Genomic DNA, 16,727 nt, shown 5'->3' with positions numbered 1-16,727 from the left:
GGCTTAAGACCTTCGGTATAGGGGTGCCTTTCGGCAAAGGTTTGAGGGGCTTCCTCAGAGGCCGGTCAAGCCCGAAGCCGCCCGCACCTGTTCGCTCGTCATCCCGAAACGCCGTTCGCGCCCCTGGTACCAGCGAACCGCCTCGTCGAAGGACGCTTCGTTGAAGTCGGGCCAGAGGGTTTCCGTGAAATAGATTTCGGCGTAAGCCATCTGCCACAAGAGGAAGTTCGAAACGCGCTGCTCGCCCCCGGTGCGAATAAGTAGGTCCACTTCGCCCGTTCCGGCCGTCGCGAGGTACTTTTCCAGATTCTCGGGGGTGACGGCTTCGTCCGCTTCGGCGCAGCGGCGCGCCGCCTGGCACACGTCCCAGCGACCGCCGTAGTTGGCGGCGATCTGAAGGAGCATCCGGTCGCCGCCGGCCGTTCCCCGCTCGCACGCTTCGATCGCGCGCACGACCGAGTCGGAAAAGGCGCTCCGGTCCCCGACCACCGTAAGGCGCACGCCCGCTTCGCGAAGAGGAGCTTCCCAACGGGCCAACCCTTGAGCAAAGAGCTCCATCAGGAGACGCACTTCGGTCGCGGGACGCTTCCAGTTTTCGCTCGAAAAGGCAAAGACCGTGAGGACCTCGACCCCGAGCTCCGCCGAACGCTCGACGAGACGGTGCAGGGCTTTGACGCCCTGGCGGTGCCCTTCGGCGCGCGGACGCAGGCGCGCTTTCGCCCAGCGGCCGTTCCCGTCCATGATGACGGCGACGTTGCGGGGAGCGCGAAGAAGGGAGTCGGCGGAGTCCTGACGAGCGGCAAACATGGATGTGGGAAGCGTAAAGGGGTGAGTCGGGCCCGAAGCGGGCGGCAAAGCACGCCTGCGGGCGTCATCGGGCATTGTCGGGAGAGTTTATCGAAAGGACCCGCAGTCGCGTCGTTTTCGAAACAGGTCGAAACGTTTCGCGCCGTTCGGGAAGGCTGCCCGCGACAAAACGAAAACGGGACTCCGAATCGGAATCCCGTTCGATCTCGTTCGAAGGGCCCCGCGCGAGCGGGGTCCTTCGGAAAAGAGAGTGGGGTCAAGCGGCTTCAAGCGGATTCAAACGCGTCGAGCCCTCTTGAACCCCGGGCGGCCGTTAGACCGTCATGATTTCCTTTTCCTTGTCGGCCACGACCTTGTCGATCTCGCCGATGTAGCGGTCCGTGAGCTTCTGGATGTCGGCTTCGGCACGGCGCTGATCGTCTTCGGAGATTTCCTTGTCCTTCGTGAGACGATCGATGTGGGAATTGGCTTCGCGACGCAGATTGCGAACGGCCACCTTGGCGTCTTCGCCGAAGCCCTTCACGACCTTCGTGAGTTCGCGACGGCGTTCTTCCGTGAGCGGGGGCAGCGGCACGCGGATCAAGTCGCCCGACGTGGCGGGGTTGAGACCGAGGTCGGATTCGCGAATCGCCTTTTCAACGACCTTGATCATCGACTTTTCCCACGGCTGAACCGTGAGGGTGTGCGCGTCGCCCACGCCGATCTGAGCCACCTGGTTGATCGGGGTTTCGCAGCCGTAGTAGTCGACGCGGATGTGGTCGAGCAGGCCGGGGCTCGCACGGCCCGTACGGATCTTCGTGAAGTCTTCGCGGAGGGTTTCCACGGTGCGGCCCATCTTGTGTTCGGCCTGCTTGAGGACGTCGCCAGTCATGTTGATTTCTCCCGGAGGTGTCCGAGCCCGAGGCTCATCCTCCTTGCCTTATTTTTTAGAAAAAACGCGAAGAGGTCCGCTCTTCGCGCCTGCAAAAATTGGTGTTCGTGTCGAGGCGAAGTGTCGCCCCGCAAAGGGTCGAGCGACAGAAGCCGCCCGGACGCCCGAGCGTGGGGAATTTTATCACAGGGCCCGAAGGCGCTCGAAGTACTTTCCCCGAAACGACGAAGCCCGCCCGGTCGTGCCGGAAGCGGACTTCGGACGGTCTTCGAACGACAGGAAGAGCCTTTCGAACGGATGCCGAAGGCTCTCCTGCGCAAGTCCCTCGATTAGGAGTGAACGAGCGTCCCTTCCTTTTCGCCGAGACAGATGCGACGCAGCGCACCCTTCTTGTTGATGTTGAAGACCTTGATCGGGAGGTGCTGCGCGCGGCAGAGCGCGAAGGCGGTCGCGTCCATCACCTGGAGGTTCGAGTGCAGCGCCTTGTCGAAGGTAATTTCGTCGAACATCGTCGCCGTCGGATCCTTCTTCGGGTCGGCCGTATAGATGCCGTCGACCTTGGTGGCCTTCAAAACGACCTCGGCACCGATTTCGGCGCCGCGCAGGGCGGCCGTCGTGTCCGTCGTCATGAAGGGGTTGCCGGTACCCGCCGCGAAAATCACGACGCGGCCGAGGCGCAGATGACGCAGGGCCTTGCCGCGGATGTAGGGTTCGGCCACCTGTTCGATATGGAGAGCCGACTGCACGCGGGCTTCGACGCCGTTGTTGCGGAAGCAGTCGCCGAGCGCCATGGCGTTCATCACCGTGGCGAGCATACCCATGTAGTCGCCCGTCGCACGGTCCATGCCGGTCGCACCGAGCGCAACGCCGCGGAAGATGTTGCCGCCGCCGACGACGATGCCCACTTCAACGCCGAGCTCGACGACGCTGCGAACTTCTTCGACCATGCTCTGGAGAACCGAGCGGTTGATCCCGAAGGCGTCGTCGCCCATGAGGGCTTCGCCCGAAAGCTTCAAAAGGATACGCTTGTAGACCGGCTGGGGATTCTCGTGTTCGGACATCGCTGGAGCTCCGTATGCAGTGAGAGTTTCGGGAAAGGCAGGCACCCGCGGCGCCCCCTATTTCAAAATTTTTCGAATTATAAGCACCTTTTGTCCGACTAGGTACTTTATCGCAGGTTGGAATTTGTTCGAATATCCGTCAACCCGCCCGAGGGGCGGCGGTGCACCGAGACCTTCCGGGCGAAAAAGCGCGAAAGAAGAACGAAAAAACGCCCCGAACGCTTCTTAAGGCGTACGGGGCGCTTTTTGTCGGGATTGGAGTTCGATCGCGCGGGGCGATCAGAGTCCCCCGTCACCCGACGCGGGGCTCAAACGAATTAGCCCTGCTTGGCGGCGGCAACCTGCGCGGCGACTTCGGCGGCGAAGTCGTCGGCACGCTTTTCAATGCCTTCGCCCACGACGTAGAGCGTGTAGCCGTTGATCTGACCGCCGGCGGCCTTGACCACTTCGCCGACCGACTTCTTGTCGTCCTTGACGAACGGCTGGTTGACGAGCGTGACTTCCTTGAGGAACTTCTTCACGGTACCTTCGGCGATGCGTTCGAGCATGGCTTCGGGCTTGCCAGCTTCGCGGGCCTTTTCGATGGCGATGCGGCGTTCGGATTCGATCGCGGCGGCGTCGACGCCGGATTCGTCGAGAGCCTTCGGCTTCGAGGCGGCGATGTGCATGGCGACGTCGTGAGCGACTTCGGCCGGACCCGTGATGTCGACGATGACGCCGATCTTCGAGCCGTGGACGTAGGAGGAGAGTTCACCCTTGGCTTCGATGCGTTCGAAGCGGCGGAACGTCATGTTTTCGCCGATCTTGCCCACGAGCGCCGTACGGACGGCTTCGAGGGTCTTGTCGCCGAGAGCGAGTTCGCCGAGAGCGGCGATGTCGGCGGGGTTGTGCTCGGCCACGAGACGCACGGCGTCCTTGGCCATCTGCATGAACTCGTCGTTCTTCGCCACGAAGTCGGTTTCGGAGTTGACTTCGAGGATGGCACCGACCTTGCGGTCTTCGGAAATGTAGACGGCGACGACGCCTTCGGCGGTAACGCGGCTGGCGGCCTTGGAGGCCTTGTTGCCGAGCTTGACGCGAAGGATTTCTTCAGCCTTGGCCATGTCGCCGTCGGCTTCCGTCAGGGCCTTCTTGCATTCCATCATCGGCGCGTCGGTCTTGAGACGCAGTTCCTTGACCATCGCGGCGGAAATAGCAGCCATGTTCAATCTCCAATTGAATTCGGTTGTGGTATGGATGTATCGAAAAGGGGGGCTCGACGAGCCCCCCTTTTCATGAAGCGGTACACGGAGGTGCCCTCGTCGCGCGCCATTATAGACGGTGACGACGGGGCGCCCCACAGCGCTCGAACGAAAATCAGGCTTCGGTCGTTTCTTCGCCTTCGGAGACTTCGACGAAGTCTTCGTTGGCGGCTTCAACGATTTCCTGGGCGCTGTCGTTGCGGCCGGCGATGATCGCGTCGGCGATGCCCGCGGCGTAGATGGCGACGGCCTTCGAGGAGTCGTCGTTGCCCGGGATCACGTAGTCGATGCCATCGGGGGAGTGGTTCGTGTCGACCACGCCGATGACGGGGATGCCAAGCTTGTTGGCTTCCTGAACGGCGATCTTGTGGTAGCCGACGTCAACGATGAAGAGGGCGTCGGGCAGAGCCGTCATTTCCTTGATGCCGCCGATCGACTTGTTGAGCTTTTCGACGTTGCGCTGGAAATCGAGCGCTTCCTTCTTCGTGAGAGCGGCAGCCGTGCCGTCGGCGAGCTGCTGTTCCATATCCTTCAGACGCTTGATCGTGCCGCGCACCGTCTTGAAGTTGGTGAGCGTGCCGCCGAGCCAGCGCTGGTCGACCCAGCAGCAGCCGGCGCGCTGGGCTTCGGCCGCGATGATTTCACGGCCGCCGCGCTTGGCGTCGACGAAAAGGATCTTGCCGCCCTGGCTCGAGAGCTGACGAGCGAACTTGCAGGCTTCGTCGAACTTGGCGACCGTCTTTTCGAGGTTGATGATATGGATCTTGTTGCGGGCGCCGAAGATGTACTGGGCCATCTTCGGGTTCCAGAAACGGGTCTGATGGCCGAAGTGGCAGCCCGCTTCGAGCATTTCGCGCATGCTGATCATTTGAGTAGCTCCAAGGTTAGAGTCTGACACGCTCCGCAGAGAACCCCCGCTTCAGGGGCACCTCGGGGGCGGAGCGTGCGCACGGTTGTACCCGGGCCGACCAAGGCGACCGGGCGTTGAAACCGAAAAACGTTCCGAGTGAAACGCCTTCGGTAGGAAAGCCGCGATTTTACGCGACCGTCCGCAGGCTTTCAAGCGTCTTCACGCATTTTCTTGCAGGGTGTGACGCCTTTTCTTCTCGTCCCCTTTCCCCGCGGCTCGGACGCCCCGCCAAGTCCGCTAAAATACGGGCACTTCCTTTCCGGCGCCCGAGTGTCATACCGCGCGCCGGCCGCATTTGTTTTGGGACGCTTTTCCATGGCCATTACCATCAAAACCCCCGAAGACATCGCGGGCCTTCGCGTTGCGGGTCGCCTTGCTTCGGAACTTCTCGACTACCTCACCCCCTTCGTGAAGCCCGGCGTCACGACGAAGGAACTCGACGAGCTCGCCTACGACTACACGGTGAACGTGCAAAAGTGCATTCCCGCGTGCCTCGGCTACCAGCCCGAAGGGATGACGCCCTACCCCGCCACGACCTGCATTTCCGTCAATCACGTCGTCTGCCACGGGATCCCCGGTCCGAAGAAATTGAAGGACGGCGACATCGTCAACATCGACGTCACCTCCATCAAGGACGGCTACCACGGCGACACCTCCCGCATGTTCGTGGTCGGCAAACCCACCATCGCGGGCGCGCGCCTTGCGAAGCTCGCCTTCGAAACGATGTGGGCCGGGATCGACGCCGTGCGCCCGGGCGGCTGCTTCAACGACATCGGCGTCGCGTGCCAGGCCTACGCCGACAAGTTCGGGATTTCCGTCGTTCGCGACTACGGCGGCCACGGGATCGGCAAGGGCTTCCACGAAGAACCCCACGTCAATCACTTCCCCGTGACGCGCCCGACGCCCGTCTTCGAACCCGGCATGGTCTTCACGGTCGAACCGATGGTGAACGCGGGCCGCTACGGCGTGACGATGCTCGGCGACGGTTGGACCGTCGTCACGCGCGACCGGTCGCTTTCCGCCCAGTGGGAACACATGGTGCTTGTGACCGAAACGGGCTACGACATCCTCACGGTGAGCCGCGGCACGCCCGAGCCGCCCGCCTTCGTGAAGGGGTGGAAGAAGCCCGAAAACCTCTGAAGCACGGAATCTGCAGGAGCCCTTTGATCGTTTGATCGTTCAATCGTTCGACTTTTCGACGCTCCAAGTCTCCCGAAAAGCCGTCCGGCGCGCGTCGCCCGGGCGGCTTTTTCTTTTTTTTGAGCTTCCGTTCACGGTTTCCGTCGTCCCCTCTCGATCGTCGCCCGTAAGGTCCGAACGAACAGCATCGGCTAAGATCCGACGACGATCGAAAAAAATCCGACACCCTCTTTCTGCAACTCCCCAATCGACATTCCCGCCATGGACACTTTCGCCCGCGACCTCACCCGCATTCTCGACGCCTTCCGCTCGGAGCGCGAGCGCCTCAAAACCGAGTACGAAACCCGAGGCGAAGGCCGCGCCTACCTTGCGGGTCACACGGCGGCGCTCGACCGGGCGCTCGTGGCGTTGGCAGGCAGTGCGGGCCTTCCCGAACACGACCTGACGCTGGCCGCCGTCGGGGGCTACGGCCGTGGGGAACTCTTTCCCTATTCCGACATCGACCTTTTGATCCTCACGGCTCACCCTGTCGACATCGCCTCGCCCGAACGCGACGCGATCGCGCGCTTTACGACGGCGCTTTGGGAATTCGGTCTGTCGGTGGGGGCGTCGGTCCGGAGCCGCGCCGAGTTTGCCGAAGCGGGTGCCGCGGACGTGTCGGTGGCGACCACCTATCTCGAACACCGCGTCCTTTACGGGGACGCCGAGCTCTTTGAAGAGGCCCTTCAGGATTTCTACGCGGCCCTCGACGCGCGGGCCTTTTTCCGCGACAAGATGTTGGAGCTCGCGCGACGCCATCAGCGTCACGACGACACGCCCTATGCGCTTGAGCCCAACCTCAAGGAGTCCCCGGGGGGGGTGCGCGACATCCAGGTCTTTCTCTGGTGCGCGAAGGCGGCGGGCCTTGCCGAGTCCCTCGAAGCGATGGCCGAAGGGCGGCTCATCACGGAGCGCGAAATGCACGCACTCGCGCGCAGTCTTGAATTCCTCACGGACCTGCGCATCAATCTGCATCTCCTCGCAGGGCGACACGAAGACCGTTTGATTTTCGATTTGCAGGAGGCGCTTGCCTCCCGCATGGGCTACAAAGCAACGCCTCTGCAGCGCGCTTCCGAAGCGCTCATGAAGCGCTACTACCTCAACGCGAAAACCGTCACGCAGCTTTCGACCGTGCAGCTTCAGGCGATTGCGGATCGGCTCCTCGGCGACAACGAAGCGGCGACGCCCGTTCGGCTTGAGGCGGCCTTTGTTGCGCGCGGGGACGAAATGGATCTCGTCTCGGACGACGTCTATAAGAAGGACCCGAACGCCCTTTTGCGCACGTTCCTCGTCTACGGACAACACCGCGAACTCTCCCGTTTGTCGACGCGCCTCTTGCGCGCCCTCTGGCACGCGTCCTTCACGATCGACGACGCGTTCCGCTCGGATCCCGCCAACCGAGCGATCTTCATGGAGATCATGAAGATGCCCCGGGGGACCTATCACGCGTTGAAGCTCATGAATACCTGGGGACTCCTTTCACGGTTCCTGCCGGGGTGGAGCCACACCGTGGGGCAGATGCAGCACGACCTCTACCACATTTTCACGGTCGACCAACATACGCTTCGCACCGTGCGGAACGTCCGCCGCTTTGCTCGGAGCGAATACGCGCACGAGTACCCCTTCTGCTCGAAAATCATGGCGGAACTCCACGACAACTGGCGGGTGGTGCTCGGGGCGCTCTTTCACGACGTCGGGAAAGGCCTCGGCGGTCGCCACGAAGTGCTCGGGGCGGAAAAGGCGGACGAAGCCTGCCGGCAGTTTGCGCTCTCCGAGAGCGACCGTGAATTCGTGGTCTTTCTCGTGAGGGAACACCTCACGATGAGCCAGGTCGCGCAAAAGCAGGACTTCTCCGACCCGGCCGTCATCGAACGGTTCCTCTCGGTTGTCAAAACGAAGGAGCGTCTCGACGCCCTCTATCTCTTGACCGTTGCCGACATCCGTGCGACCTCCCCCAAGGTGTGGACGCAGTGGAAGGGGCAGCTCCTGGAAAGCCTCTACCGTGCGACCCTTGCGCGCCTCTCGGGCGGGGCCGTGTCGGCGGGGCACGTTCTGGAACGGCGACGCGAAGCGGCGGAAGCACTCCTCGAAGGACGGGTGGACGCGAAAGCGCGCGACGCCTTCTGGAAAGAGCTCGACCTCGTCTACTTCATGCGCCATACGCCCGAAGAGATCGTGAGCCACACGGAGCGCATCGCCCTGCGCCGGAACGATCCGACGCCCTTGGTGCATGCGGAGGTCGCCTCCGAAATGGGCGGCATCCGGCTTTTCTTCTACCTCCCCGACCGTGCGGGGCTTTTCCTGCGAGCTGCGGCCTACCTGGGAAAATGCGGCTTGTCGGTCGTCGACTCGCGCATTTGCACGACGCGTCACGGCTATGCGCTCGACACCTTTCTCGTCGCGGACGCCCACGGGCGACTCGCCCAAGGGGGCGACGCGGCCCTTCGGAAGTTCGAGCGGGACCTCGCGGCCGCCCTGGTCGACACGGCCCCCTTGGAGTCCCCGAAGAAGGTGCGGCTCTCGCGCCGTTCGCGCCACTTCCCGATCCGTCCGGTCGTCTCCGTCATGCCCGACGAATCGGGTAAGGCGTCGATTCTCACCGTCGTCTGCACGGACCGCCTGGGGCTCTTGAACGCAATTTGCGAAGTGCTTTTCCGCTACGGCGTGAACCTTCAGACGGCGAAGATCGCCACGCTCGGGGAGCGCGTCGAAGACGTGTTCCTCATCGACGGTGCGGCGCTCGCTTCGGACGAAACCGTGCTCGCACTCGAAGCCGAACTCGTCGAGGCCGTGTCCGCCCCCAAGAGCTGACTCCTCGAAACCGACACCCCAAAAGCACCGAAGCCTCCGGTACCGCGTATCGGAGGCTTTCGTTATCGGGAAAAGGAACGCGTCCCCGCGCTTCAGAGGTGCGACGGGTCGCAGACCTTTTTGCTGCGGGAGAATTCGCCGTTGCGGCAAAGGAACCGTCCTTCGACGCACCGCTCGATCCCGCCCATTTTCCCGGAGCACGGTTGATTGAGGCGGAAGGGTCGCGTGCCGGTCGAGCCCTTCATGCCGGTCGAGCCGTTCAAACGATTCGCTACGGCAGGGTTCGCTGCATTCGAACCGGCAAAGCTCCTCGCGGCATTCCCGTTCTGTCCGACCACGGACGCATCGCACACCTTCTTGCTTCGGGAGAATTGGCCGTTGCGGCAGAGAAACCGCCCTTCGACGCACCGTTCGATGCCGCCCATTTTCCCCGAGCACGGCAGGTTGGCGGCCGAGGCGTTCGAGACGGGTGAGAAGGGTGCAACGGCCGACACCATCGTGTCGGGCGCAAGGAGAGCGAACGCCGAAGCGAGGGCGAACGCGCAGCAAACGAACTTGAAGGGGGACATGGGAAGATCGGACGAAAAACGAGGCGTCGCAGCGGGCGGACACCGTGCACCAGAATACACGATCCAAAACAAAAACCCCCGATACCGAAGTACCGAGGGTTCTTGAATGGGGAGTCTGGCGATGTTCTACTTTCACCGGAAATACAACCGACTATCATCGACGCTAAGGCGTTTCACTGTCCTGTTCGGAATGGGAAGGAGTGGGGCCACCTCGCTATGGTCGCCAGACAAAACTTTGAATTTTGTACGGAATCGAAATGAAGCGGGCTGTGTTGCCCATCGATTTCGAAGTTCTCTCCGACAGGGAGAAAAGCTTCACGGTTATAGGATCAAGCTGCACGAGCAATTAGTATTGGTTAGCTCAACGCCTCACAGCGCTTACACACCCAACCTATCAACGTCCTGGTCTCGAACGACTCTTTAGGGAGGTCAAGCCTCCAGGAAGACTTATCTTCAGGCAAGTTTCCCGCTTAGATGCTTTCAGCGGTTATCTCTTCCCGACATAGCTACCCGGCGATGCCACTGGCGTGACAACCGGTACACCAGAGGTCAGTCCACTCCGGTCCTCTCGTACTAGGAGCAGCCCCCGTCAATCTTCCAACGCCCACGGCAGATAGGGACAAAACTGTCTCACGACGTTTTAAACCCAGCTCACGTACCTCTTTAAATGGCGAACAGCCATACCCTTGGGACCGGCTACAGCCCAAGGATGAGATGAGCCGAAATCGAGGTGCCAACCACCGCCGTCGATATGAACTCTTGCGCAGGATCAGCCTGTTATCCCCAGAGTACCTTTTATCCGTTGAGCGATGGCCCTTCCATACAGAGCCACCGGATCACTATGACCTACTTTCGTATCTGCTCGACTTGTCGGTCTCGCAGTCAAGCACGCTTTTGCCATTGCACTATCAGCACGATTTCCGACCGTACCTAGCGTACCTTCGCACTCCTCCGTTACCCTTTAGGAGGAGACCGCCCCAGTCAAACTGCCTACCATGCACGGTCCCCGATCAGGATGACTGACCTAGGTTAGAACCTCAAACAAATCAGGGCGGTATTTCAAGGACGACTCCGCGAGAACTGGCGTCCTCGCTTCACAGTCTCCCGCCTATCCTACACAGATCGGTTCAAAGTCCAATGCAAAGCTACAGTAAAGGTTCATGGGGTCTTTCCGTCTAGCCGCGGGGAGATTGCATCATCACAAACACTTCAACTTCACTGAGTCTCAGGAGGAGACAGTGTGGCCATCGTTATGCCATTCGTGCAGGTCGGAACTTGCCCGACAAGGAATTTCGCTACCTTAGGACCGTTATAGTTACGGCCGCCGTTTACTGGGACTTCGATCAGGAGCTTGCACCCCATCAATTAATCTTCCAGCACCGGGCAGGCATCACACCCTATACGTCGACTTTCGTCTTTGCAGAGTGCTGTGTTTTTAGTAAACAGTCGCAGCCACCGATTCTCTGAGACCTCTTCACGCTCCGGGTGTTTCTCCCTTCACGCTACCAAGGCACACCTTATCCCGAAGTTACGGTGTCAATTTGCCGAGTTCCTTCTCCTGAGTTCTCTCAAGCGCCTGAGCATATTCAGCTCGCCCACCAGTGTCGGTTTGCGGTACGGTCCCGCCAAGCTGGAGCTTAGAGGCTTTTCCTGGAAGCACATCCAATCACTTCGGTTCCGTAGAACCTCGATCCTTCGCCTCGGAAATTCGTCGACGGATTTGCCTGTCGACTTCCTACGCTCGGAAACCGGGACTTCCAACACCCGGATGATCTTCAATACTCCGTCCCCCCTTCGCACTTGGCGGCGGTCAAGGAATATTAACCTTGTTCCCATCAGCTACGCTTCTCAGCCTCGCCTTAGGGGCCGACTCACCCTGCTCCGATGAACGTAGAGCAGGAAACCTTGGGCTTACGGCGAGCGGGCTTTTCACCCGCTTTAACGTTACTCATGTCAGCATTCGCACTTCCGATACCTCCAGCAACCTTTGCAAGTCACCTTCGCAGGCTTACGGAACGCTCCCCTACCACGCACATTGCTGTGCATCCGCGGCTTCGGTTATTGACTTAGCCCCGTTACATCTTCCGCGCAGGAAGACTCGATCAGTGAGCTATTACGCTTTCTTTGAAGGATGGCTGCTTCTAAGCCAACTTCCTGACTGTCTTAGCCTTCCCACTTCGTTTTCCACTTAGTCAATATTAGGGACCTTAGCCGGCGGTCTGGGTTGTTTCCCTTTTGAGTCCGGACGTTAGCACCCGGTGCTCTGTCTCCCGTGCTCAAACTTCCAAGTATTCGGAGTTTGCCATGGTTTGGTAAGACGCCATGTCCCCCTAGCCATAACAGTGCTCTACCCCCTGGAGTCATACACGAGGCACTACCTCAATAGTTTTCGGGGAGAACCAGCTATCTCCAGATTTGTTTAGCCTTTCACCCCTATCCACAGCTCATCCGCTAATTTTGCAACACTAGTCGGTTCGGTCCTCCAGTGTGTGTTACCACACCTTCAACCTGGCCATGGATAGATCATCTGGTTTCGGGTCTACGCCCAACGACTGAATCGCTCTGTTCGAACTCGCTTTCGCTGCGCCTCCCCTATACGGTTAAGCTTGCCATTGAACGTAAGTCGCTGACCCATTATGCAAAAGGTACGCAGTCACCCCTTACGAGGCTCCTACTGTTTGTATGTATGCGGTTTCAGGATCTATTTCACTCCCCTCCCGGGGTTCTTTTTACCTTTCCTTCACAGTACTGGTTCACTATCGGTCGATCACGAGTATTTAGCCTTGGAGGATGGTCCCCCCGTCTTCAGACAGGATGTCACGTGTCCCGCCTTACTTGTCGTGTTCTTAGTACCATGACTGCGATTTCCCGTACGGGGCTGTCACCCTCTATAGCCGAACTTTCCAGATCGTTCCGGTATCGAAGTCATTATCAAACACAGGGCTTCTCCGATTTCGCTCGCCGCTACTTTCGGAATCTCGGTTGATTTCTTTTCCTGCGGTTACTTAGATGTTTCAGTTCACCGCGTTCGCCTTCATAACCTATGTATTCAGTTATGAATACCTGTAAAACAGGTGAGTTTCCTCATTCGGAGACCTGTGGATCAAAGCTTATTTGCCAGCTCCCCACAGCTTTTCGCAGGCTGTCACGTCCTTCATCGCCTGTGATCGCCAAGGCATCCACCACATACACTTAGTCACTTGATCCTATAACTCTGAAGCCTTTTGCCTTCAAAGCTACAAGCAACCTGTAACGTGTTTCGCTGTTTCTCTGATTTATGTCGGTTCTTGAGAACTTCATGAAATCAAATGAATGCAATCACAACCCTCAACTGCTGCATCTCCGACCCTCTCATCAAGAGCCGGCGCATTCAGTTGAACGCTTCATTTCTTTTCCAAATTTTTAAAGAACATTCCTGTCTTCGAAAATCATTTCAACGACACGGATAAGTGTGAACACCGTGAAGAGCGGCAGGCCGTTCGGACTTGCTCTCTTTAAAGGAGGTGATCCAGCCGCACCTTCCGGTACGGCTACCTTGTTACGACTTCACCCCAGTCATGAAGCCCACCGTGGACGCCGTCCTCCTTGCGGTTAAACAAACGTCTTCTGGTGAACCCCACTCCCATGGTGTGACGGGCGGTGTGTACAAGACCCGGGAACGTATTCACCGCGGCATGCTGATCCGCGATTACTAGCGATTCCGACTTCATGCAGTCGAGTTGCAGACTGCAATCCGGACTACGATCGGTTTTCTGGGATTTGCTCCGCCTCGCGGCTTCGCTGCCCTCTGTTCCGACCATTGTATGACGTGTGAGGCCCTAGCCATAAGGGCCATGAGGACTTGACGTCATCCCCACCTTCCTCCGGTTTGTCACCGGCAGTCTCACTAGAGTGCCCTTTCGTAGCAACTAGTGACAAGGGTTGCGCTCGTTGCGGGACTTAACCCAACATCTCACGACACGAGCTGACGACAGCCATGCAGCACCTGTGTCCAGATTCCCTTGCGGGCACTCCCAAATCTCTTCGGGATTCCTGGCATGTCAAGGCTAGGTAAGGTTTTTCGCGTTGCATCGAATTAATCCACATCATCCACCGCTTGTGCGGGTCCCCGTCAATTCCTTTGAGTTTTAATCTTGCGACCGTACTCCCCAGGCGGTCTACTTCACGCGTTAGCTTCGTTACCAAGGAAATGAATCCCCAACAACCAGTAGACATCGTTTAGGGCGTGGACTACCAGGGTATCTAATCCTGTTTGCTCCCCACGCTTTCGTGCATGAGCGTCAGTCGTATCCCAGGGGGCTGCCTTCGCCATTGGTGTTCTTCCAAATATCTACGCATTTCACTGCTACACTTGGAATTCCACCCCCCTCTGATAAACTCCAGTCCCGCAGTCATAAATGCAATTCCCAGGTTAAGCCCGGGGATTTCACATCTATCTTACGGAACCGCCTGCGCACGCTTTACGCCCAGTAATTCCGATTAACGCTTGCACCCTACGTATTACCGCGGCTGCTGGCACGTAGTTAGCCGGTGCTTATTCTTCAGGTACCGTCAGCAGTTCCGGGTATTAGCCGAAACCTTTTCGTCCCTGACAAAAGCAGTTTACAATCCGAAGACCTTCATCCTGCACGCGGCATGGCTGGATCAGGGTTTCCCCCATTGTCCAAAATTCCCCACTGCTGCCTCCCGTAGGAGTCTGGGCCGTGTCTCAGTCCCAGTGTGGCTGGTCGTCCTCTCAGACCAGCTACCGATCGTCGCCTTGGTGAGCCTTTACCTCACCAACTAGCTAATCGGGCATCGGCCGCTCCTCTTGCGCGAGGTCTTGCGATCCCCCGCTTTCACCCTCAGGTCTCATGCGGTATTAGCAACCCTTTCGGGTTGTTATCCCCCACAAGAGGACACGTTCCGATGTATTACTCACCCGTGCGCCACTCGCCACCCGGGAGCAAGCTCCCCGTGCTGCCGTTCGACTTGCATGTGTAAAGCATGCCGCCAGCGTTCAATCTGAGCCAGGATCAAACTCTTCAGTTCAATCTCTGTTTTTCGCTCTCTCGCCGGAATTGAAAGAGGAAGGAATTAACCTTCGTCTTTCTATCAGACAAGTGCGAACTTCGTAAAATTTTCGAGCCGTGCCCGTGAGGACACGTTGTCGTTTGAGCGACCTCTCGCTTTCCGATGTTCACACTTATCGGTTCGTTGAATCTGATTTTTAAAGAGCACTGCGCTTCGTGAAGCGCAGAATTGAAATCATACAGAGTCGATTTCGTTTTGTCAAGAGCGATTTTGAAAATTTTTCGCGGTCGTTCTTGTTTCCCTCCCGAAGTCCGCCGCTCGAAGCGTCGTCGTTCGCGAGAGGAAGTGAATTATACGCGGGAATTTTCGTTTGTCAAGAGTTTTTTTTTCGAGACCCCGAAAAAAACGAGGGGCGCTGCGCGCCCCTCGTCGTTTCGAGTCTCTCTCGGATCCTTACGTGAGGACGGCTCCCGACATGCCCGAACTCACGAGCTTCGCGTAGCGTGCGAGCACCCCCGTACGGATGCGGGGTTCGGGAGCCTGCCATTCGGCGCGACGCCGCGCGAGCTCTTCATCCGACACGTCGACCGAGATCGTGTGACCGGGGATGTCGATACGGATCCGATCGCCTTCGCGAAGGAGCGCAATCGGGCCGCCGTCCGCGGCTTCGGGAGAGACGTGTCCGAGGGCCGCTCCTCGGGTCGCCCCCGAGAAACGCCCGTCGGTAACGAGCGCCACCGTTTCGCCGAGACCCGCACCGACGATGGCGGCGGTGGGGTTGAGCATTTCGCGCATGCCGGGTCCCCCCTTCGGGCCTTCGTAACGGATGACCACCACGTCCCCCGGACGGATCGCACCCGAATGGATGGCGGCGATCGCCGACTCTTCGTTGTCGAAGACCCGGGCGGGCCCTTCGTGACAGAGCATCGCATCCGCCACGGCGCTCCTCTTCACCACGCACCCTTCGGGAGCGAGATTTCCTTTGAGCACCGCAATGCCGCCTTCCTTCCCGTACGGGTTCTCGATCGGACGGACGACCTCGTGATCAAGCACCCGGCCTTTGCGCAGGATCTCGCCGATCGTTTCGCCAGACACCGTGCGACACTCTTCGTTCAAAAGCCCCTTCTTACCGAGTTCGTTCATGACGGCGGGAATCCCGCCCGCACGGTCGAGATCTTCGATGTAATGGCACCCGGCCGGTGCCAAGTGGCAGAGGTTGGGCGTTCGGCGGGCGATCGTATTCGCGACCGACAAATCGAGCTCGAACCCGCACTCGTGCGCGATCGCCGGAAGGTGCAGCATCGAATTCGTCGAGCAGCCGAGCGCCATGTCGACCGTGAGCGCATTTTCAAACGCTTCGCGCGTCATCAGGTCGCGCGGACGAACGTCTTCACGAACGAGGTCCATCACGCGCATGCCCGCAACTTTGGCCAAGCGGATGCGGGCGGACATGACGGCGGGAATCGTGCCGTTGCCGGGAAGGGCCATGCCGAGGACTTCGGTAAGGCAGTTCATGGAGTTCGCCGTGAACATCCCCGAGCAGGAGCCGCAGGTCGGGCAACACTTGTTTTCGACTTCAAGAAAACGCACCGCGTCGATGCGACCCGTCGCATGCGCCCCGACCGCTTCGGCGACGTCGGAATAGGAAAGGCGGCAACCGTCCGTCGTGCGGCCCGCGAGCATGGCGCCCCCGGAAATGACGATGCTCGGCACGTTGAGGCGTGCAGCGGCCATGAGCAGCCCCGGAACATTCTTGTCGCAGGCCGCGACGAGAACGAGCCCGTCAAAGGGATGAGCCGAAGCCATCGTTTCGACGCTGTCGGCGATGAGCTCGCGGCTCACGAGCGAATACTTCATCCCGGCGTGCCCCATGGCAAGCCCGTCGCAGACGGCGATCGCGGGGAAAACCACGGGCGTGCCGCCCCCGAGCGCCACCCCGACCTTCACGGCTTCGGTGATCTTGTCGAGGTTCACGTGCCCCGGAACAATGTCGTTTTGCGAATTCACGATCCCGATGAGCGGCCGCTCGATTTCGGCGTCGGAAAGACCGAGGGCCTTCAGAATGGCGCGTTGCGGTGCCGCGGCGGCTCCCTTCGTGAGTCGATCGCTTCGCATAGGCAAGTTCTCCTGTTCTTGAAGTGGATGGGTTGACGGGCCTTGGATTGAGCGTTTGTTCAGACCCGAACTTTCACTCTATCAAGCGAAAAGCCCGATTCGCCTGCGCAAAACGCCGTAGACACGGCTTCGCGGTTCTCCTTAAGCGCA

Annotated in this window: 9 protein-coding genes and 3 rRNA genes; 2 read left to right on the top strand and 10 right to left on the bottom strand. The window is 59.5% G+C overall.

Annotated elements, in window-relative coordinates; translation table 11 throughout:
* Nucleotides 1-54: 54 nt before the first annotated feature.
* From uppS to rpsB, 5 genes are all read right to left on the bottom strand, one after another.
* Nucleotides 55-807 (bottom strand): polyprenyl diphosphate synthase, encoded by a 753-nt coding sequence (uppS, locus tag S6FBBBH3_RS04330; protein ID WP_120176584.1) that lies wholly within the window; start codon nucleotides 805-807, stop codon nucleotides 55-57.
* A gap of 313 nt (nucleotides 808-1,120) precedes the next feature.
* Nucleotides 1,121-1,678 carry a ribosome recycling factor gene (gene frr, locus S6FBBBH3_RS04325; protein ID WP_120176583.1) on the bottom strand — a complete coding sequence of 186 codons (558 nt, stop codon included), beginning with the start codon at nucleotides 1,676-1,678 and terminating at the stop codon, nucleotides 1,121-1,123.
* A 329-nt stretch (nucleotides 1,679-2,007) separates the two neighbouring features.
* A complete protein-coding gene (pyrH, locus tag S6FBBBH3_RS04320) occupies nucleotides 2,008-2,739 on the bottom strand; it encodes a UMP kinase (RefSeq protein WP_120176582.1) in 732 nt (243 codons plus the stop codon).
* 317 nt (nucleotides 2,740-3,056) lie between these two features.
* Nucleotides 3,057-3,941 (bottom strand): translation elongation factor Ts, encoded by an 885-nt coding sequence (gene tsf / locus S6FBBBH3_RS04315; protein WP_120176581.1) that lies wholly within the window; start codon nucleotides 3,939-3,941, stop codon nucleotides 3,057-3,059.
* A 154-nt stretch (nucleotides 3,942-4,095) separates the two neighbouring features.
* Nucleotides 4,096-4,848, bottom strand: a complete 753-nt coding sequence (rpsB, locus tag S6FBBBH3_RS04310; protein ID WP_120176580.1) for a 30S ribosomal protein S2 — start codon at nucleotides 4,846-4,848, stop codon at nucleotides 4,096-4,098.
* Between the two features lie 357 nt (nucleotides 4,849-5,205).
* Here rpsB and map point away from each other — a divergent pair, with 357 nt between their 5' ends.
* Both map and S6FBBBH3_RS04300 read left to right on the top strand, forming a co-directional pair.
* Complete coding sequence (map, locus tag S6FBBBH3_RS04305) at nucleotides 5,206-6,030, top strand: type I methionyl aminopeptidase (RefSeq protein ID WP_120176579.1); 825 nt, start codon at nucleotides 5,206-5,208, stop codon at nucleotides 6,028-6,030.
* A gap of 261 nt (nucleotides 6,031-6,291) precedes the next feature.
* Entirely contained in the window at nucleotides 6,292-8,880 is a 2,589-nt protein-coding gene (locus tag S6FBBBH3_RS04300) for a [protein-PII] uridylyltransferase (protein WP_120176578.1), read from the top strand.
* A 92-nt stretch (nucleotides 8,881-8,972) separates the two neighbouring features.
* Here S6FBBBH3_RS04300 and S6FBBBH3_RS11140 read toward each other — a convergent pair whose 3' ends face one another.
* From S6FBBBH3_RS11140 to ilvD, 5 genes are all read right to left on the bottom strand, one after another.
* Nucleotides 8,973-9,449 carry a YdcA family protein gene (locus S6FBBBH3_RS11140; RefSeq protein ID WP_179950566.1) on the bottom strand — a complete coding sequence of 159 codons (477 nt, stop codon included), beginning with the start codon at nucleotides 9,447-9,449 and terminating at the stop codon, nucleotides 8,973-8,975.
* A 113-nt stretch (nucleotides 9,450-9,562) separates the two neighbouring features.
* Nucleotides 9,563-9,677: ribosomal RNA gene (gene rrf, locus S6FBBBH3_RS04290) — 5S ribosomal RNA — on the bottom strand.
* A 97-nt stretch (nucleotides 9,678-9,774) separates the two neighbouring features.
* Nucleotides 9,775-12,655, bottom strand: a 23S ribosomal RNA gene (locus S6FBBBH3_RS04285).
* 290 nt (nucleotides 12,656-12,945) lie between these two features.
* A 16S ribosomal RNA gene (locus tag S6FBBBH3_RS04280) occupies nucleotides 12,946-14,480 on the bottom strand.
* The 16S, 23S and 5S rRNA genes sit together here, the layout of an rRNA operon.
* Before the next feature lie 435 nt (nucleotides 14,481-14,915).
* Nucleotides 14,916-16,577 (bottom strand): dihydroxy-acid dehydratase, encoded by a 1,662-nt coding sequence (ilvD, locus tag S6FBBBH3_RS04275; protein WP_120176577.1) that lies wholly within the window; start codon nucleotides 16,575-16,577, stop codon nucleotides 14,916-14,918.
* Between the last annotated feature and the right edge of the window lie 150 nt (nucleotides 16,578-16,727).

Source organism: Sutterella megalosphaeroides, from assembly GCF_003609995.1.
GTDB classification, from domain to species: Bacteria; Pseudomonadota; Gammaproteobacteria; order Burkholderiales; family Burkholderiaceae_F; genus Sutterella; species Sutterella megalosphaeroides.
Note: the sequence above shows the minus strand (reverse complement) of the source record. Positions and strands in the feature narration are given on the sequence as shown.